Source organism: Arthrobacter sp. CAN_C5 (assembly GCF_017875735.1).
In the GTDB taxonomy this organism is placed as follows: domain Bacteria; phylum Actinomycetota; class Actinomycetes; order Actinomycetales; family Micrococcaceae; genus Arthrobacter_D.
The window spans coordinates 40,494-59,085 of the sequence record NZ_JAGGMZ010000001.1; the positions used below are offsets into that span (position 1 = coordinate 40,494).

15 protein-coding genes and 1 riboswitch are annotated in these 18,592 nt (G+C 64.0%); of the genes, 10 read left to right on the forward strand and 5 right to left on the reverse strand.

What is annotated here, in order from left to right; all coding sequences use genetic code 11:
- Window positions 1-38: 38 nt before the first annotated feature.
- The 3 genes from H4V95_RS00190 to H4V95_RS00200 form a co-directional block, all read right to left on the reverse strand.
- Window positions 39-1,577: an ABC transporter substrate-binding protein gene (locus H4V95_RS00190; RefSeq protein ID WP_209728058.1), complete on the reverse strand. Its 1,539-nt coding sequence runs from the start codon at window positions 1,575-1,577 to the stop codon at window positions 39-41.
- Window positions 1,578-1,722: 145 nt separating this feature from the next.
- A complete protein-coding gene (murJ, locus tag H4V95_RS00195) occupies window positions 1,723-3,453 on the reverse strand; it encodes a murein biosynthesis integral membrane protein MurJ (RefSeq protein ID WP_245345506.1) in 1,731 nt (576 codons plus the stop codon).
- A 169-nt stretch (window positions 3,454-3,622) separates the two neighbouring features.
- A complete protein-coding gene (locus tag H4V95_RS00200) occupies window positions 3,623-4,153 on the reverse strand; it encodes an NUDIX hydrolase (RefSeq protein WP_171584857.1) in 531 nt (176 codons plus the stop codon).
- 149 nt (window positions 4,154-4,302) lie between these two features.
- On the opposite strand from H4V95_RS00200, the gene H4V95_RS00205 reads away from it, so the two are divergent.
- Both H4V95_RS00205 and H4V95_RS00210 read left to right on the forward strand, forming a co-directional pair.
- Entirely contained in the window at window positions 4,303-5,742 is a 1,440-nt protein-coding gene (locus tag H4V95_RS00205) for a CCA tRNA nucleotidyltransferase (RefSeq protein WP_209728062.1), read from the forward strand.
- Window positions 5,739-6,386, forward strand: a complete 648-nt coding sequence (locus tag H4V95_RS00210; protein ID WP_196867370.1) for a histidine phosphatase family protein — start codon at window positions 5,739-5,741, stop codon at window positions 6,384-6,386. Before H4V95_RS00205 ends, H4V95_RS00210 begins: the two co-directional genes overlap by 4 nt.
- Window positions 6,387-6,399: 13 nt before the next feature.
- On the opposite strand, the gene H4V95_RS18695 is transcribed toward H4V95_RS00210, so the two are convergent.
- Window positions 6,400-7,554 (reverse strand): DUF418 domain-containing protein, encoded by a 1,155-nt coding sequence (locus H4V95_RS18695; RefSeq protein ID WP_209728064.1) that lies wholly within the window; start codon window positions 7,552-7,554, stop codon window positions 6,400-6,402.
- 506 nt (window positions 7,555-8,060) lie between these two features.
- Between H4V95_RS18695 and H4V95_RS00220 the strand changes: the two genes are divergently transcribed.
- The 4 genes from H4V95_RS00220 (at window position 8,061) to H4V95_RS00235 (ending at window position 12,494) form a co-directional block, all read left to right on the forward strand.
- A complete protein-coding gene (locus H4V95_RS00220; RefSeq protein ID WP_209728066.1) occupies window positions 8,061-8,375 on the forward strand; it encodes a hypothetical protein in 315 nt (104 codons plus the stop codon).
- A gap of 273 nt (window positions 8,376-8,648) precedes the next feature.
- Window positions 8,649-9,908, forward strand: coding sequence for a D-inositol-3-phosphate glycosyltransferase (mshA, locus tag H4V95_RS00225; protein WP_196867373.1), 1,260 nt, complete (start codon window positions 8,649-8,651; stop codon window positions 9,906-9,908).
- 29 nt (window positions 9,909-9,937) lie between these two features.
- Entirely contained in the window at window positions 9,938-10,702 is a 765-nt protein-coding gene (locus H4V95_RS00230; RefSeq protein ID WP_196867374.1) for a phosphatase, read from the forward strand.
- 100 nt (window positions 10,703-10,802) lie between these two features.
- Complete coding sequence (locus H4V95_RS00235) at window positions 10,803-12,494, forward strand: formate--tetrahydrofolate ligase (RefSeq protein ID WP_209728068.1); 1,692 nt, start codon at window positions 10,803-10,805, stop codon at window positions 12,492-12,494.
- A 164-nt stretch (window positions 12,495-12,658) separates the two neighbouring features.
- Here the strand turns inward: H4V95_RS00235 and H4V95_RS00240 are convergent, their stop codons facing one another.
- The gene (locus tag H4V95_RS00240) at window positions 12,659-13,744 is read right to left on the reverse strand and encodes an inositol-3-phosphate synthase (protein WP_209728070.1); all 1,086 of its coding nucleotides are present in this window, start codon (window positions 13,742-13,744) and stop codon (window positions 12,659-12,661) included.
- 177 nt (window positions 13,745-13,921) lie between these two features.
- On the opposite strand from H4V95_RS00240, the gene H4V95_RS00245 reads away from it, so the two are divergent.
- The 4 genes from H4V95_RS00245 to H4V95_RS00260 all read left to right on the forward strand — a co-directional run bounded on the left by H4V95_RS00245 (window position 13,922) and on the right by H4V95_RS00260 (window position 18,223).
- Window positions 13,922-15,367, forward strand: coding sequence for a glycosyltransferase family 87 protein (locus H4V95_RS00245; RefSeq protein WP_209728072.1), 1,446 nt, complete (start codon window positions 13,922-13,924; stop codon window positions 15,365-15,367).
- The gene (locus H4V95_RS00250; RefSeq protein ID WP_209728074.1) at window positions 15,364-16,452 is read left to right on the forward strand and encodes a lipid II:glycine glycyltransferase FemX; all 1,089 of its coding nucleotides are present in this window, start codon (window positions 15,364-15,366) and stop codon (window positions 16,450-16,452) included. The genes H4V95_RS00245 and H4V95_RS00250 overlap by 4 nt, the downstream gene beginning before the upstream one ends.
- Complete coding sequence (locus tag H4V95_RS00255) at window positions 16,445-17,914, forward strand: NAD(P)/FAD-dependent oxidoreductase (protein WP_209728076.1); 1,470 nt, start codon at window positions 16,445-16,447, stop codon at window positions 17,912-17,914. The genes H4V95_RS00250 and H4V95_RS00255 overlap by 8 nt, the downstream gene beginning before the upstream one ends.
- 129 nt (window positions 17,915-18,043) lie before the next feature.
- Window positions 18,044-18,223, forward strand: coding sequence for a CsbD family protein (locus H4V95_RS00260; protein WP_209728079.1), 180 nt, complete (start codon window positions 18,044-18,046; stop codon window positions 18,221-18,223).
- Between the two features lie 169 nt (window positions 18,224-18,392).
- Window positions 18,393-18,494, forward strand: a riboswitch (glycine riboswitch).
- Window positions 18,495-18,592 lie beyond the last annotated feature (98 nt).

Genomic DNA, 18,592 nt, shown 5'->3' on the forward strand with positions numbered 1-18,592 from the left:
CCGTTACGGGTCCGCTTCGGTCAACTCAGGAGGAAGGGTCAGGAAGCGCTGATCTCAGCGATGCGTACGCCCCAGGGGAAGACCGCCTGCACATTCGTCAGGCGCGGCAACTGGGTGAGGTTGACGATGATGTACTGGGCTGTGGCTGGTTCGCCATCGGCTCCGGGAGGAACCGGTATGTTAATGGTGGGTCCAGTGAATGAGCTTTGGGCAATCTGGTCAGCGCCCTCGAGCGTTGGTTCGTCATTCAAAAGCACGGTGAAACTACCGCCAGACCCGTTCAGCTGTTCAATTTGGATCTGATTGATCGTGGATTCCTCTTCGAGTTCGACAACCAGCGCCATGTTCTGCGCCAGGCCACCGAATGTCTCGTTAGCGAAGACAAGACTGCCCCAGAAACTTCCGGGGTTGCCGTCAATGATCTGCGGGAGGTCCGCATCGCTTTCCGCGTTCAGCTCTGCGTTATCGGGGACCAGACGGGTCACAGCCGTGGGTACTGGGGCGACCGGTTCAACAGTTGGTTCGGCGGTCTCCTCACTTTCCTCGGTGGGGGTCGCAGTTCCCTCTTCGGTTGGCTCTTCCTCTGCCTGCGTGGTGCTGGTCCCAGGACCTGCCGCCGGATCAGTGCCAAAGTTGCCGGTTAGCTGGTTGGCAGCCAGAGCCACCACCGTAACCAGAATGATGGCCAACACCACACCCACCAGTACCCGGGTGTACTTGGGATTGTTCCCGCGATCGTCGTCGTCATCGTCAAGGTCGTCGTTGTTGTCTCCGGAGCCCGAGCCCGCGCCGGCCGTGGCCGCCGCTGCCGGGAAGTGGGATGCAGAACGGCCCGGGGCTTCGCTTGCCACGTCATCATCGGACTCGTAGTCGCCGTCTTCCCACAGTGAAACCTTTGGCTGACCCTGACCTGTCGCCCTGCCCGGATCGGTAACCTGGGGCGCCGACGAGGGAGGAGGTGGCACCTTAGGCCCGGAAGAGGGCGGGGTGGATTGCGGCTGTCCCGCATCGCTTGCGCCTGCAACCGCTGCGCCCCCTGCTACAGCCGTAGCGTCTGTGGCTGCCGAATTCCTGCCGAACTTGGGGAGACGGGCTTTCGGAAGGCGGGATTTACGGGGGGCACGGGGTTCTTCGTCGTCGTACAGGTAATCGTCGTCGTCGTCGTACGTTTCAGGCTCGGTGGACCGGGGACCCCCGAAAATCTCGGACCCGAGAGTGTCAGTGAAGAACGGTTCAATGAATGGTTCGTCCTCACTGGGTACGGCCTCGTCCTGCGGCACCACCAGATCCAGGAGGTCGGCTGCTGCCGCCCGGTTGGTTACAAGGTAGGTGCTCTCGTCCGTAACGCCGAGGTCCAGGACCTGGATGTTGCCCGCGCGTTCACCGGTGGCCACTTCCCGCGCTGTGGCGGCGATCTGGTCCGCGTTGGAAGGCGAAGCCACCAGGATGCTGACGGGCCGGTTCAGGACCTGGTCCATGCCGTCCAGCACCAGATCCCGGTCAGCAGAAGCCAGTACGTAGGCGGTGACCTTGTAGCGGCCTCCCAATACTGAACCGACGTCTACTGGTTGTGGCACGTGTTCCTCCCGCGGAATGGCTGGATTATAGGCGCTGGTCAGGATCTCCCGGCCGGCACGACGATGAAGTGCTGATGATTCCTCCCAATGCTACCGGTCAGCACCGTTGATACCCCGGTAATCCGCGGGTACGCCGGGGCTGGGTTCATTGGGTACGGCGAAACCTGGCCAGCAGTGGACCCAGGAAGTCCTTCAATTCCTCGATGTGAAGCACCTTGAGCATGAGCAGGTAGATTGCGGCCATGAGGGTCCCGCAGACGGCGAGAACGATCAACGCGGCTGGCGCTGACTGCCAGACGAACCCGTCCAGCTCGTAGCCGCCAAAGAGCCACAACCCAGCCGACCCCCCGGCGGCAGCGACGATTCCGGCAAGAGTCAGCCGCACGTGGATGTCATAGACGTGCCCGGCACCGTAGGAGCCGATCTTGCGGACGAGGAACATGTGACTGACGACGACGGCAATCACGTTGCCCAGGGTGAAGCTCGCAGCCAGGGCGGGAACGATGTACTCGGGTGACAACGTTCCGGAAAGGAGGGCCAGCCCGACGCCGACGACGGAGAGAATGAGCTGGATGCGCAGCGGCGTGACCGCGTCCTCGGCTGCATAGAACACGCGGTTCAGGAAGAAATTGGCGCTCAGGAACGGTGCGCCAATCGCGAGTAGGGAGATCAGCAGCGCATTCAGGGCACCGTCCGGGCGGATCCCGCCCGAGAACAGCATGCCCAGGGGTATCGCCAGAGCCAGGAGCACTGAGGCACCGAAGACGGTTGCCACCCCCATGATGCGCAGACCGCGGGAGAGGGTTTCCTTGATCAGGGCGAGGTCGTTGTTGCTGTGGGCGGCTGCCAGCTGGTTGAACATGACGGTGGCGATCGACAGGGCGATCACCGAGTGCGGCAGGACGTAGACGAGGGTGCCTATGTCCAGGTTGAACGGGCCGGCGATCTGCTGGGGTGGAACGCGGGCCAGGTAGTCCGGGCGGGCCTCGGCAGCGATCGATGCCACCCGGATGTTGACCAGGTACAGTCCGTTGCCCACCAGCATGGTGATGATGGTGATGGAGGCCAGCTTGCCGGTACGGCCCAGCCCCACTCCACGCCAGCCGAAGGTAGGTTTCAGGCCGAGGCCAAGTTTCTTCAGGGGCCAGAACAGGACTAGCGCCTGGATGACGATGCCCAGGGTGGTTCCACCCGCCAGCAGCAGCGTCTGGGAGGACGTCCACGACTCAGGGGTGTGGGTGCTTTCCAGCTGGGAGCCCATCAGCACGATAAACGCCACCAAGGCGGCAATCGAGACGATGTTATTTGCGACCGGGGCCCACATGTACGGGCCGAAGGACCCGTTGGCGTTTAGGACCTGACCGATGATTGCGTACAGTCCGTAAAAGAAGATCTGGGGGAGACACCAGTAGGCAAAGACGGTTGTCAGCGCGAGTCGCTCACCGGAAAAGTCAGTGACCAGGTTGGCGATCAGTGGCGCCGCCAGCGTCACCAACACCGTCAGGACCAACAGCACAATGAACGCGAGGGTGATCAGACGACTGATGAAGTCGGCTCCCCGATCCGGGTTGCTGGTGGCCCTGATGATCTGCGGCACCAGGACGGCGTTGAAGACGCCGCCAGCCACCATCAGATAGATAAAGTTCGGGAGGCCGTTGGCGATCGAAAACGCGTCAACCACCCCACCGGAGGCCCCGAGCGCCGTCGCGAGCAAAGCCACCCGGACAAGGCCGAGCACCCGCGATACCAGGGTGCCCGCAGCCATGATCGCGCTGGAGCGCGCCGTGGTGTCCGGGGCGCCGACGGGTGCGGGACGGTCAGCGGTGTCTGAGGTCCGTGTTGCAGGGTCGGCGGGTTGATCCGTGCGGCTGGGCAAGATCCCAGAATCCTGGACGGGAAGGGAGGCTGTATTTGAGTCCGACATCGTTGTCTATAGTCTCACCACTGAGACGGTGTAGATAATTGCGGCGTCACTCACCGCCGTGGCGAATTCCCGTTGTTGCCAACCGTAGTCACCCCGGCTGCGGTGACCGTTGAGGCTTCGGTCAGAGGTAGTCCGGCAGGACTTCCCGGGCGAGGTCAGCGATACGGCGCTCATTGGGGAAGGAAAGCTTCTTGCCCAGGTCGGCCAGCGGTACCCAGGCAACGTCTACTGCCTCATGATCGGGGTCGTTCTCGATGGTCAGCCTGCCACCCGTGGCAACGAGGAGGTAATGGTGGACGGTCTTGTGGACGCGATGGCCGCTGACCGTAAACCAGTAGTCGATGCTTCCGAGGGCCTTGAGGATCCGGCCCTGGATGCCGGTTTCCTCTTCGATTTCCCGAACCGCTGCCTCCGAGTTGTTCTCCCTGCCCTCGGGATGTCCCTTGGGGAGGCACCATTCAAGGCGACCCCCTCGGTTCAGCCGGGCGATGATCGCGACGTTCAGGTGCTCGTCGGAGGTGTCAACCACGATTCCGCCCGCAGAAACCTCCTCGACGGTGGGGAGAGACTGGTGGACCTGTGGCGCGCCAGCACTGCCCATTGACACTGTCAACGGGGTCCGCTTTGGTGCGCTCGGAACAGGACGGTCCATGCAGTCCACTCTAACGATCTTTCCCTCCGGCCGATGACGATCCACGGCCACTGCCCTCCTTTTGGGCCCGTTCCCGCGTGTCGTCACTGCTGGTCACCCCAGATCCCCATAGTGGAATTTTCCGTGTCATCTGGCACCCTTAAAGCACTATGGTGCACCTGCTGGACAACTCAACCCTTACCGCCCCCCTCCCACCGGTCGTTACCGAATTGGGACAGCTGTTTGCCGCCGCGGGACATGAACTGTCGCTGGTCGGCGGCCCGGTACGCGACCTCTTCCTGGGCAGGACTTCCCCGGACCTCGATTTCACTTCCAATGCCACCCCGGACCAGACGCTGGACGTGATTCGTCGGTGGGCGGATTCGTACTGGGAGATTGGCCGGGACTTCGGCACCATCGGGCTCCGCAAGGGCGGCTTCATGATCGAGGTGACCACGTACCGGGCGGAGGCCTACGACCCTGCCTCACGCAAGCCGGTAGTGGCCTTCGGCGACACCCTTGAGGATGACCTGCTCCGCCGGGATTTCACGATCAACGCCATGGCGCTGCGCTTGCCTTCGCTGGAACTCGTCGATCCGTATGGCGGTGTCAGGGACCTACGGGCGGGGGTGTTGCGCACCCCCGGGGCGCCGTCGTCGTCGTTCTCGGATGACCCGCTTCGGATGATGCGGGCCGCACGCTTCGCATCCCAGCTGGGTATCACCGTTTCCAGCGAGGTCTCCGACGCCATGGCGGCAATGGCCAGCCGGATCACCATTATTTCTGCTGAACGGGTACGGGACGAGCTGACGAAGCTCATTATTGGTGACGCGCCGCAGCGAGGCATCGACCTGATGGTGGAGACCGGCCTGGCGGACTTTGTGCTGCCGGAGGTGTCGGCGTTGCGGCTGGAAATCGATGAGCACCACCGGCACAAGGATGTCTATCAACATTCCCTGACCGTGCTGGAGCAGGCCTGCCGGCTCGAAACCGGGGCGGAAGGGCCAGTCCCCGGCCCGGACTTCGTGCTGCGCTTCGCAGCGCTCATGCACGACGTCGGCAAGCCCGCCACCCGCAAATTTGAGCCGTCCGGGGCGGTGAGTTTTCGGCACCACGACATGGTCGGATCGAAGCTCACCGCGAAGCGGATGAAGGCACTGCGGTTCGACAATGATTCAATCAAGGCGGTTTCACGGCTGGTGGAGTTGCATATGCGGTTCTACGGCTATGGGGAAGCCGGGTGGTCGGACTCCGCGGTCCGCCGATACGTCAACGACGCGGGAGGCCTGCTGGAGCGCCTACATCGGTTGACCCGTTCTGACGTCACCACCCGCAACCAGCGCAAGGCGGAACGCCTGGCCTTCGCCTACGATGATCTTGAGGCCCGGATCGCAGCTCTTGCCGAACAGGAAGAGCTGGAATCTATCCGGCCTGACCTGGACGGGGCGCAGATTATGGAGCTGCTGGAAATCACACCTGGGCCCGTGGTGGGCAGGGCCTACCGGTTCCTTCTAGAAGAACGAATGGAACACGGCCCGCAGTCGCCTCACGAAGCGGAGATGAAGCTTCGCGCCTGGTGGGAAACGCAACCCGAGTCGGTGACCCCATGAGCCTGTCCGGCGCTGCCTCACCCGACCTGACGCCAGCCGGCACTCCGCTGCCGCACCTGTGGTTACTCCGGCACGGCGAGACCGAGTGGTCGAGGGACGGAAACTACACCGGACTCACCGACCTCCCGTTGACTGCCAACGGGGAACGACAGGCCGTGGAGTCGGCCCGGCACCTCGCAGGAATTCAGTTTGACGCCGTGTTTTCATCCCCGTTGCAGCGGGCGGTGCGGACCGCGCACCTGGCGGGCTACAACAATCCCCAGATCCTGCCCTATGCGCACGAATGGGATTACGGCGACAACGAGGGCCGCAGCAGCTCCCTGGTCCGCGCTGAGAACCCCGGATACCTGATCTGGAACGACGGGGTGCCCAACGGTGAAAGCCTTGCCCAGGTAGCCGGTCGAGCCGACCGGGTGGTCTCCCTGGTGCAGGCCGGCTGCGGCACGCCCGCCGATCAGGACCCTTCGGCGTCACCGGCACGTAACGTGTTGCTGGTTGCCCACGGGCACTTCCTGCGGGTGGTCGCCGCGCGCTGGCTGGAGATGAGTCCAGCCGAAGGGCGCAGGTTTGTGCTGGGCACCGCAGCGGTCTGCGCGCTCGGCTGGGACAAACGGACGCCCGCGATCGTGCACTGGAATCTTTGACGACCCAAATCAGTTACCCGGCGGGCTTCCGGTGCCGCCGTCCATAGGTGACACTGCGCAGCAGCGCCTCCAGAGGGCCAGCGTTGAACCTCGACAGCCAGAGCCTACTCAGGACCAGCTGGGCAGCGAACAGGGCGACGACGACCCCCAGCACCGATGCGGGCGGGAGGGCGTTGGTCAGGCCCAGTCCGAGCCCGGTGAAGAGCAACGCCAGGACGAGCGACTGCCCGACATAGTTTGTCAGCGCCATGCGACCCGTGGGAGCGAGCATTTTGAGGACAGTCCCGCCAAGCCGTGAGCGGAACAACAGCAGGACCAGGCATACATAGCCGGCGGTTTGTAGAGGAGCAGTGAGGGTGGTCAGCCCGGTTGCAAGCACTGAGAAGCGGTCCCGGTCCGCGTAGTACAGCAGGTAGGCCTGGCTTCCCGCCGCGAGCAAGCCAATGGGGAGGCAGATGATCGCGGTGCGGCGGAGCACTGAGCTCTCCACGCGCCGCTCCAGCACACCGCCGCGTGCGGCGGCCATGCCCAGCAGGAACATCGAGAGGGCAAGCGGGCCCTGGAAGAAGAGCACCGACGGCAGGACCACCAGGTAGCTCTCAAGGTTCGCTGCCACCGCCGCGCCTGGCCCAGCGGTCAAGGCTGCCACGTCAGGTGCGGGTAGCACGCCCTCCTCAAACGGGGCATTGACGGCGGCAACAATAACTCCGACCACGATGAGCAGGGTCCCCATGGCCGCGGTGATACCCACCGCGGCGAGGACTGCGGCACGCTGGCCAATGCTCCGGAGTCCGAGCAGGATCAGCCCGATGACAGCGTAGGTGAGCAGTATGTCGCCGAAGTACAGCAGCATCCCGTGCGCGAGGCCGAGGATCGCGAGGCCGGTCAGCCGACGCAGCGTGCGGGGTACCGGAGATACGTTCGCCCGGTAAGCGGCCCGCTCCTGGAGGTGGAAGCTGTAGCCGAAGAGGAACGAAAACAGGATGTAGAACTTCCCCTCGAACAACGTCGTCGCAACGAAGCGTACTCCGACATCCGTCGCCGAGGAGTGATCGGGACTGATCCTGCCGGAGAAGGTCCACGGGTCAGCGAAGAACCAGATATTTACGGCAAGGATGCCGAGAAGGGCAAACGCACGAAGCCCATCAAGCTCACGAAGCCGCTCCACGACCGCTTCCCCATTCCACAGTTCCCGTTGCCTGCAGTCGCAGGTTTACTCAGCGTAACCCGTTGTGTTGGGGAGCCGCTGAAGTGGGAAAGACCGACGGGAAGTTCGGCACCAGGCAAATTTTTTATTATTCGTGGCCGAAAAGGCTAGCCGGTAGTGCGCAGCGTGGGGTAGCTTTGGGATGTGCCATTGGGAGTTCTCAATCCGATCAGCAGATTTGCTGGTCGTTTGATGAATTCGGGCACTGTTTCTATTGGCGCACTACACGAAAGGGAGGTGGGAACTGTGAATAACAAACTACGCCGAACATTTACCGCGTACACCAGTCCGGCCTCCGTCGTTGCTGCGCACTAACTAGCTGCCGACTTCCCGCCCCCGAATTTTTCGGGGCGTTTCTTCTGGCGCCACCCTTTGCTCAGGCGACTTCCGCCTCCAAGCGTGCGCCCTTTTGCGTGCCGTCCTCGTCAAAGGACTCTTCCGTGACCCCTCAAACCCAGGAGATCCCTGTGCCTACCTTGTTGCCCATCACCTCACCCGTCTTGCCGGGCCCTGGAAGCCCCCAGACCGTCGACACCCGTCGACATGGCGAATTCATCATGGCCGGCAGCCTTACCTCCACTGATGATCCGGAGCAGGAGGCGCTCGCCACGCCAGCAACCGTGATGCCCAACTATGCCCACCGGGAGGAGGTGCAGATCATGTTGAAGAAGCTCAGGGACAGTGTTTCCCTGTGGAAGCGAATACCCACCGCGCCTCCCGACTCGGCCAGGGAATCAATTTCCCGTTTTGTCCTACCGCAGCACACCATGCACATCAAGTAACTGGTTCATCCACGCTGCTGAAGGATGGTTTCCTGGCTTTTCAACGACCGCGAAGGAGGACCTGATGCACGTCATTAGTCCCACCGAGAGTGAAGCCCGCGCTTCCCAGCGCGGGCTTCGCGCCTTTAACCGGAGAATGACAATTCGGGACAGCGGGCCGTACCCGGAATGTGCAGCCAGTACGGCGCGTTATATGGTCAATAGCGGCGGCTACCTGTCCGCCGATGCAAGCGCCCTGCAGCTCCAGGGGGCAACCAGGCGAGAGGAGACCTCATGCCGCCAGTGAAACGCGTCGCAATGCTGTCTCTGCACACCTCCCCGCTGGATCAACCAGGGGCAGGTGACGCCGGTGGGATGAACGTGTACGTCAGGTCCCTGGCCCTTGAACTCGCCCGCGTCGGCATTGACGTCGAGATTTTCACCCGCGCGGCCGCCGAAGGCCAGCCACACTCCGAGGAATTGGCTCCCGGAGTCATGGTCAGGCACCTTCGGGCTGGCCCCCAGCGCAAAGTGCCCAAGGAACAGTTGCCGGGCCTCTCTGAATCGTTCACCGACGCTATCGCTGAGGTCACCGATCTCCTGGCTGACGGTCACTTCGATGTAATCCACTCCCACTACTGGGTGTCCGGGAGCGTAGGCCTGAAAGTCGGAGCCAGCCTGAACCTTCCGCTGGTCCATTCAATGCACACCATGGCGCGGGTCAAGAATATTCGGCTGCACTCCGGTGGTACACCCGAGCCGGACGTTCGGGTGCTCGGGGAACAGGCAATCGTCGACGGCGCATCCCGGCTCATTGCCAATACCACCACCGAGGCCGCCGAACTCGAGTCCCTGTACGGCGCCGTCCCCGAAAGGGTGGACATCGTCGCCCCCGGCGTGGACCTGGAAACCTTCAATCCCGATTCCCGGCAAGAGTCCCGGGCCAGCCTGAACTTCCCACCCGAGGCGTTCCATGTGGTTTTCGCCGGACGGATCCAGAAATTGAAGGGTCCCCAGGTGTTGGTCGCCGCGGCCGCCGACCTGGCAGCCCGCCGCCCGGACATCCCCCTGCAGCTGAGCATTCTTGGCTCCGGTAGCGGCGCGGAGGCATTGCGGTTGCAGCCTCTCATCGACGACGCCGGCCTGCAGGGCCGGGTCCAGCTCTACCCGCCGGTGCAGGCCAACCAGCTGGCGCACTGGTTCCGCGCAGCAGACCTCGTGGCCATGCCGTCCTTCAGCGAGTCCTTCGGTCTGGTGGCGCTCGAGGCTCAGGCATGCGGCACCCCGGTACTCGCCGCAAATGTCGGTGGGCTACCCCAGGCCATCAGCGACGGACGCACCGGTATCCTGGTGAACGGGCATACGCCGGAGCTCTGGTCGGCAGCATTGGAGTCCATGTACGACGACGCCGGCACCCGCGCGTCGCTGGGCCGGGGCGCGGCCATCCACGCGCTGGCCTTTGGTTGGCAGCGCACGGCCCTCCTAACCGCGCAAAGCTACCGCACCGCCGTCGAACGCTTCCAGGAAGCCGCAGCCCGCCGACCTACCCGGTGACGCCCGCAGGCCTCACCTAGGATGGAAGCGTGAACTCCACCGAACTGGCCGCCTACCTCGACTCTGTCCTGATCACCGGAGCGGTCACCACCGACCGCCGGGATAACCTCCGCCACATGCAGCTGTTTCTTGAGGGCAGCGAGCACCTGGGGTTCGGGGTCCGCACCACGCGCGAGTGGACCGTTGATGAGGTGTTCGACCTGATGCACGAACGGGTGGGCATCAACCCTGACCGTTCCCACCTGTCGGGGCAGGACACGATCGACTCGGCCAAGTGTGTCGCCGCCCTGGATCGATTTGCCGCGGTCTTCGGTGCGGCGGTCGCGGCGGGACAGCGGATCCTCTTCGCCACCGGCCACCCCGCGGGCCTCCTTCCGGTCCACGCTGCCCTGGCCGCCGCGGCGCGCGCGGCGGGCGCCACAGTCGTTGAGGTGCCCGAGGGACAACACTTCAAGGCAGGCGACATCCGACAGCTCTTCGGGGTGCTGGTCTGGCACCAGCACGGTTCGCTGATGCACACCCACTCCCCGGATCCCATGCAGCTCAGCTTCGAGTTGCTGGCAGCGACAGGGGAGCCTGCCCCCGACCTGGTGGTGGCCGACCACGGCTGGGCGGGATTCGCTGCCAGCGCCGGCGTCCCTGCCCTGGGCTTCGCCGACTGCAACGACCCCGGCCTGTTCGTTTCGGAGGCGGAGGGTCAGCTGGCCGTTGCCGTCCCCCTCGACGACAACGTGTGTCCCGGACTCTATGAACCGATGATCCAGTACCTGTTGGAGCGGGCCGGGCTCCGCTGAGCACGGGTGGACCGCTGGTAGATTTGACGCTGTACCCCGACCCCCCGGGTACACGCCGGACCCCCATCCCCGCGCCACGAGCCCAGAGGATACGTCGACAATGAAGTCTTTGCCCACCCCAGCGAGTGACCTGGACATCGCCCGCAATGCTGCCATCCAACCCATCGACGACATTGCCGCCGGAGCAGGTATCCCAGCGGAAGCACTTGTCCACTACGGGCGGTACAAGGCCAAGATCGACACCCACAAATTGCGAGCTATCCCGGGGAAGGAACCGGGCAAGGTCGTGTTGGTCAGTGCCATGAGCCCTACCCCGGCCGGTGAGGGAAAATCGACCTGCACCGTAGGTCTGGCGGATTCCCTGGCGCGATCCGGACGCAGCGTGATGATTGCCCTGCGAGAGCCATCGCTCGGACCGATTCTTGGGATGAAGGGTGGTGCGACGGGCGGCGGGTACTCCCAGGTACTGCCGATGGAGGACATCAACCTGCACTTCACCGGCGATTTCCATGCGGTGACCTCAGCGAACAACGCCCTCATGGCGTTGGTGGACAATCACATCTACCAGGGCAACCAGCTGAACATTGACCCCCGCCGGATCACTTTCAAACGTGTCCTGGACATGAATGACCGGGCGCTGCGGGAGGTGGTGATCGGGCTGGGTGGGCCGACCCAGGGCACCCCCCGCCAGGATGGGTTCGACATCACCGTTGCCTCCGAAATTATGGCTGTCTTCTGTCTGGCCTCGGATCTGGCGGACCTGAAGAAACGGCTGGCGCGGATCACCTTCGGGTACACCTTCGACCGTCAGCCCGTCACCGTGGGAGACCTCGGTGTGGAGGGAGCGCTCACCCTGCTGCTCCGCGACGCGATCAAGCCCAACCTGGTGCAGAGCATCGCCGGGACCCCGGCCCTGGTGCACGGAGGCCCCTTCGCCAACATCGCGCACGGCTGCAACTCGGTGATCGCTACCACCACGGCCCGGCAGTTGGCGGACATCGTGGTCACCGAGGCTGGCTTCGGCGCCGACCTTGGCGCCGAGAAGTTCATGGATATCAAGGCGCGCTACGCCGACGTCGCGCCCGCCGCCGTCGTTATCGTCGCCACCATCCGGGCCCTGAAAATGCACGGTGGCGTAGCGAAGGCCGACCTGCGGGAACCGGACGCCGCGGCCCTTGAATCGGGGGTCGCGAACCTGCGACGCCATGTACACAACGTGGAAAAGTTTGGCATCACACCGGTGGTGGCGATCAACCGGTTCACCACCGACACCGAGGATGAGCTTCAGTGGCTGCTGTCCTGGTGCGCGGGCGAGGGGATCGAAGCGGCCGTCGCCGACGTCTGGGGAGCCGGTGGCGGCGGGTCAGGTGGGGACGAGCTGGCAGCAAAGGTCCTCACCGCATTGGACCGACCCCAGGACTTCCATCATCTGTACCCTCTGGAGCTCCCGGTCGAGGACAAGATCCGCACGATCGTCCAGGAGATCTACGGTGCAGACGGCGTCGATTTCTCCGTCCCGGCGCTCCGCCGGCTCGCCGAGATCGAAGCCAACGGCTGGGGACACCTACCGGTCTGCATGGCGAAGACCCAATACTCCTTCTCCGATGACCCCACGGTCCTCGGAGCGCCCAAGGGGTTCACCGTGCATGTCCGCGACCTCATCACCAAGACCGGGGCCGGTTTCATCGTCGCGCTGACCGGCACGGTAATGACCATGCCGGGACTCCCCAAGGATCCCGCGGCGATGCGCATGGACGTGGACGACGACGGCGGCGCTGTGGGGCTGTTCTAGCAGCGGTCCACGGCGTTTCCCCCGGTGTGGATGAACCTGTGGATAGCGCCCCCGTTAAATGACGGAAGCGTCCGCGGCGGTGCTGGAAAGGCGCCCGGTGAGGGCGGTTTCAAGCACTACCGCAGACGCGTCCCGCTGCAAAGCTGCGGTGGTGTGCTGCCGGTCTAGCGGTCGAGCTCCCCGCGGATGAAGGCTTCAACCTTCTCGTGGGCGATATCGTCGGCGAACTGCTCCGGCGGGGACTTCATGAAGTAGCTGGACGCTGAGAGCAGCGGTCCACCGATTCCACGGTCCAGGGCGATCTTCGCCGCGCGGATCGCATCGATGATGACGCCAGCCGAGTTCGGTGAGTCCCACACCTCGAGCTTGTACTCGAGGGAGACAGGCGCGTCACCGAAGTTGCGGCCTTCCAGGCGCACGAAGGCCCATTTCCGGTCATCAAGCCAGGCGACGTAGTCGGACGGGCCGATATGCACGTTGCGCTCACCGAGGTCGGCCTGCACATTGGATGTCACTGCCTGTGTCTTTGACACCTTCTTGGACTCCAACCGGTCGCGCTCCAACATGTTCTTGAAGTCCATGTTGCCGCCGACGTTCAGCTGGTAGGTGCGGTCCAGGGTGACCCCGCGGTCTTCGAACAGCTTCGCCATCACACGGTGCGTGATGGTCGCCCCGATCTGGCTCTTGATGTCGTCTCCGACAATCGGCACCCCGGCGGCAGTGAACTTGTCTGCCCACTCCTTGGTTCCGGCGATGAAGACGGGGAGTGCGTTGACGAATGCCACGTTCGCGTCGATCGCGCACTGGGCGTAGAACCGTGCAGCGTCTTCCGACCCGACGGGCAGGTAGCAGACCATGACGTCCACCTGGCTGGCCTTGAGCTCCGCGACGACGTCAACGGGCTCGGCATCTGATTCGACGATGGTTTCGCGGTAGTACTTGCCCAGGCCGTCCAGGGTGTGACCACGCTGCACCTTGATGCCGGTTGAGGGTACCTCGGCGATCTTGATGGTGTTGTTCTCACTGGCGCCAATGGCGTCGGCGAGGTCCAGCCCCACCTTCTTGCCATCGACGTCGAAGGCGGCAACAAACTCCACGTCATTGACGTGGTACTTGCCGAACTCCACGTGCATCAGCCCGGGAATCGACGCTGTCGCGTCAGCATCCCGGTAGTAATGAACGCCTTGCACCAGTGACGCCGCACAGTTGCCGACACCAACGATTGCCACCCTAATGGGGTTAGTTCCCACTGTTCTCCTCTTGAAATCACTTCTTTGCCGGCCCGCCGGATTTTTCCCGTAGCGGACCGAACAGCTAATCCAGTCTACTTCTTATTCTCAACACAGATTTTTCCCGAAGCATTCCAGCATCCTGATATATCCGCCAGTTCGGTGTTAAAAGTCCAGGCCGCTGGGTAGGCTTCAGGCATGGGAACCGGTCGGTCCCGGCGTCGGCCGGTACGCATTTCGGTGCCGTCGCGCGCCGACTCGCTGCTGCGGAAGTTCACGGCGCTGATCGGCGGACCGCTTGGCCGGAGAACCAGTCCGGGAGTAATTAATCCCGGAGTGTTCAGCGTGGAGCGGGTCCTGGTCCTGCTCACCACAGGGGCGGCCGTCATTGCCGTCCTGTTGAAGAACCCCTGCCGGATCGAGGGATGGTCCAGCCCAGGTCAGTACTACATGGCGTGTCAGTCGCAATGGCCCGAAGCGTTCGGCAGTCTGGAAGGCGGGACTTCCTTCCTGCAATTGGGGCATTCGGCCCTCACTGGCGCGTTCGCTGGTGTGACGGCTCAAGTGGTGCCGCTGGGTAGCACCCTTCGCTATTACGACCTTCACTCAATCCTGGCAGTGGCAGCATGGCTGCTGACTGTCTACGCGACGGTGCGCATGACCAACCGGCGTCCGTGGGATGCGGCGATGGTGGCAGTTGCACCAGTGATCATCGTGACCGGATTCCTGGGCTGGGATCTGTGGGCTGCCATGTTCGCCGCACTGGGAATGCTTGCCTTCGCGCGGAGCCGTTTCGCTGAGGCTGGAATTTTTCTGGGGCTGGGGACGGCGGTGGCTGGATACCCGGTGCTGATTTTCGGTGCCGTGGCACTCCTTGCGTGGCGCACCCGCTTGGCTGGGGGGCCCGCCATGACCGGGGCGGTTCTGGCCGCGACCTGGCTGGCAGTCAACCTTCCCTTCGGGCTCCTGGACCCCCGCGCCTGGTCGGCTCACTTCACCAGCCTGCTATCGCGCGACGCTGACTATTCCTCCGTCTGGTTTGCCTATACCTCGCTGGCCGCCCGTGCCGATGGGAGGGAACTGGAGGCCACTTTCACGACAGTGGCGTCCGGGCTGCTGACTGTGCTCTTGTGTGCAGGAATCGCTGTCCTCACCCTTCGGGTGCAGCGCCGTCCACGGCTGGCGCAGGTGGCGTTCCTGTTGGTGGGTGTTCTCATCCTGGCGGGGAAAGGATACTCCCCACAGCATGCGATCTGGCTGGTGCCTCTGGTCGCACTTGCCTACCCCAAATGGCGGACCTTCCTCGTGTGGCAGTTCCTCGAAGTAGCGCACTGGTGGACCCTCATGATGTACCTCGGAAAGGAGAGCAGCGGAGGTGACGCCCAAAACAACATCGACCTGCCCTACTATTTGCTCTTCACCTTCGCTCATATGCTTTCGACGGCATATATCATGTACCGCGTGATGGAAGGCATGATCGATCCCGCACGGGACCCGGTGCGCCGGCTCGACATCGACGACCCCCAGGGTGGGCCATTCGACCACGCAGCCGACTATCGAAAGCCTGACCGTCGCCACGCTGCGCCCAACGGCACTCAGGTACGCTTGACCCGTCCCTCCCCAGAACCGAAAGATCACCCGTGACAGCAGCTGCCCTACGCTTTGAGAAACTCTCCACGGAAGGATTCGGGGCCCTGGCGGCAGCGCACCCCACGGCGGTGATCCCCCTTGAGCAGACTCCGCAGTGGGCAGCCTTCGAAGCCAGCCGTGGCCGCGCGCCGCACGGCCTCTGGGCCTATTACGACGACGGTGCCCTGGTGGCCGTCGCCAGTTTCCTGAAGAGCACCAGACGGCTCAGGGACTCTCTGGTGGCTGTCAATGGTCCCGTCTGGTTCACCGAACGCACCCCGCAGGCTGAGGCACGACTCTTGCGAACGGTCCAGGAGCAGTTCCGCGCCGACCCTGAAGCGGCTCCGCTCTACGTCCGTCTGCAGGTGCAACACCTGCAGGATCCAGCGACCGGTCCCCTGGAACACGGCTGGTACGAGCGGGAGATCGTCGTCGACCTGACACCCAGCGAAGCGGATATCTACAAGGCGTTCCGGCCCAACGCCCGTAACAGCATCCGCCGTGCAGAACGGTCCGGCGTGGATGTGCGCAGCATTGACCGTGCCGACTGGTCCACCGTCTTCCGTAACGACTTGTTCCCCATCCTGGAGGAGACGGCGGCGCGGGACGGCTTTGCCAGTTTCGAATCGGCCTACTACGAGGAACTTCTCGATCAGCTCGGTGACCACCTTCGCCTGATGGTGGCCTATCTCGACGGCGAGGCCATCAGCTGGCTCATCACCACCGAGTACCGGGGGTACTCGGTGTACTACTTCGCCGCAAGCACGCAGGCGGCGCGGAAGATCTTCGCTCCCTATCTGCTGCTCTGGCACGCTTTCAAGGAACTGAAGGCGGCCGGAAACCACAGTTGCGGCCTGACCGGGATCGTGAGCGAGAACTACCCGCAGCTCATCAACGTCACCACCTTCAAGCGGAACTTCTCCCGGAACGTGGTCGAGGTTCCCACCACCTACGACGTGCCGCTGAACCCGGTCCGATACCGGGCCATCGCCACCGCCTTCAAAGCGCGGCGCACCCTCCCCGCCAAGGGACGCTCCGTCCTCGCTGCGGTGAAGACCCGGGCCGGCTCACTGCTGCACCGTCGGACCGGCAGTGACTGACGCCGCGGTCGTTGGCTCAGGACCCAACGGGCTGGCGGCAGCCGTGGTCCTGGCCCGGGCAGGACTAAGCGTCACGCTGTATGAAGCCGCGTCCACCATCGGAGGCGGAGCCCGCACCGAGGAGCTCGCCCCTGACCATCTGCATGACCTGTGCTCCGCCGTTCACCCCATGGCGGTCGCCTCCCCTTTCTTCAGGGAGTTCCAGCTACAGCGCCGCATCGAGTTTGCTGTCCCGGAAATCTCCTACGCCCACCCGCTCGACGGCGGCAGGGCGGGGGTGGCGTTCCGTGACCTGACCCGGACCGTCGAGGGACTGGGCCAGGACGGTCGCGCCTACCGCCGGCTGATGGAGCCGCTCGTACGCAACATCGAGGGGACCCTCGACGTCGCCCTCAACCACCTGCTCCGGATCCCACGGCACCCGGCCGCAACAGCCCGGTTCGGCCTGGCGGCCCTTGATCAGGGCACCCACCTGTGGAACCGGCGGTTCAGCACCGATGTGGCTGCCGCACTCTTCACCGGAGTGGCAGCCCACCCGGTGGGTACCCTGCCCTCCCTGCCCTCGGCCGGCGCCGGCCTGGCTCTGGGCGCGCTGGCGCACGCGGGGGGCTGGCCCATCCCGCTCGGCGGGTCGCAGTCGATCGCCGATTCGATGGCCCAGGACCTTCTGGCCCACGGCGGGAAAATTGTCACCGACCACACGATTGATTCGCTCTCCGAGCTCAGCGGCGTGCCGACGGTGCTCCTGGATGTCGCCCCGCCGTCACTGATCCGGCTCGCTGCCGGCCGGCTGCCGCGGACGTATGAACGCGCACTCGAGCGGTTCCGGTTCGGCGACGGCGCGTGCAAGGTGTCGTTCATCCTTTCCGGTCCGGTGCCCTGGAGTAACCCGGAAGTGGCCCGCGCCGGAACGGTGCACCTGGGGGGTACCCGAGCCGAGATCGCCGCGTCCGAGGCCAATGTCGCCGCCGGATTCCACCCGGAGAACCCCTACGTTCTGCTGTCCCAGCCGTCCCTGTTCGATCCGTCGAGGGCCCCCGCCGGACGTCATATTCTCTGGACCTACTGCCACGTACCCAGCGGGTCGACCCGGGACATGGCCGAGGCCGTCACGGCGCAGATCGAGCGCTTCGCCCCAGGCTTCAGGGACGTCGTCGTCAGCACCTTCACGACGACGGCGGCAGACCTCGCCGCATCAAACGCGAACTATGTCGGGGGCGACTTTGGCGGTGGGGCGGTGACCCTGGGCCAGATGCTTGCCCGCCCGGTGCTTTCGCCCGCACCGTGGCGGACACCGCTGGACGGGGTCTACCTTTGTTCCGCATCGACGCCGCCAGGACCGGGAGTGCACGGCATGGCGGGATACCACGCGGCCCGCCTGGCCCTCCGTGAGGTCTTTGGGCTAGCAGCCCCGGCACTGGGTGTGGACACCGGAACGACCACCAGTTTCCCCACCGGATGACCCCTCCGGCGAAGCCGCTAAAAATAGCCCAACTATCACCGTGAGGTTTTCGGGTCTGGAACGTCTTAGAACTGTAGGCTCCTCTCAGGAGCGGGCCTATCACCATCTATCCCAGAGAGAAGGATGTCCATGAGTTTCATTGACAAGGCAAAGAACAAGGCCGAAGAGCTGACCGGCAAGGCCAAGGAAGCCGTCGGCGACGCCACCGACAACCAGGACCTCAAGCTCGAGGGCCAGGCCGACCAGGGGTCAGCCCACACCAAGCAGGCCGGCGAGAACGTCAAGGACGTCTTCAAGGGCGACAAGTAGGCTCTGCTTCTATTTTCTTCGCACTTTCGTGAGCAACCTGGACATCGGTGAGAGAGATGTTCACCCCGGATGTCCGGGTTGCTCACCGAATCACACGTGCGGCGGCTTTTGGCACTGACGCATACCGCCTAGTAAGCTAGGTCACGATTCTCGATAATTTCATAGCCTTCGATCTGCAGCGGGAGAGTACTTCCGTAGACCACACTCCGGCAGGCGCCGTAGGAGCAAATCCTCCCCAGGAATCTCTCAGGCCCAGTACCGCTGCGGCTAGGCAACTCTGGAAAGCAGGCGGGCCCTCGGGTCCGCCTCACCGACGGTGCAAGCAGGCATGGAGTCCTGCGGAATCTCTCAGGTCCCATACAGAGCGGG

What these genes read in the sequence shown, in the direction of transcription:
- H4V95_RS00205 (WP_209728062.1), top strand. Translation starts at nt 4,303, where the DNA reads ATGGTGCACCTGCTGGACAACTCAACCCTTACCGCCCCCCTCCCACCG.
- H4V95_RS00260 (WP_209728079.1), top strand. Translation starts at nt 18,044, where the DNA reads ATGAGTTTCATTGACAAGGCAAAGAACAAGGCCGAAGAGCTGACCGGC.
- H4V95_RS00235 (WP_209728068.1), top strand. Translation starts at nt 10,803, where the DNA reads ATGAAGTCTTTGCCCACCCCAGCGAGTGACCTGGACATCGCCCGCAAT.
- H4V95_RS00245 (WP_209728072.1), top strand. Translation starts at nt 13,922, where the DNA reads ATGGGAACCGGTCGGTCCCGGCGTCGGCCGGTACGCATTTCGGTGCCG.
- mshA (WP_196867373.1), top strand. Translation starts at nt 8,649, where the DNA reads ATGCCGCCAGTGAAACGCGTCGCAATGCTGTCTCTGCACACCTCCCCG.
- H4V95_RS00200 (WP_171584857.1), bottom strand. Translation starts at nt 4,153, where the DNA reads ATGGACCGTCCTGTTCCGAGCGCACCAAAGCGGACCCCGTTGACAGTG.
- H4V95_RS00210 (WP_196867370.1), top strand. Translation starts at nt 5,739, where the DNA reads ATGAGCCTGTCCGGCGCTGCCTCACCCGACCTGACGCCAGCCGGCACT.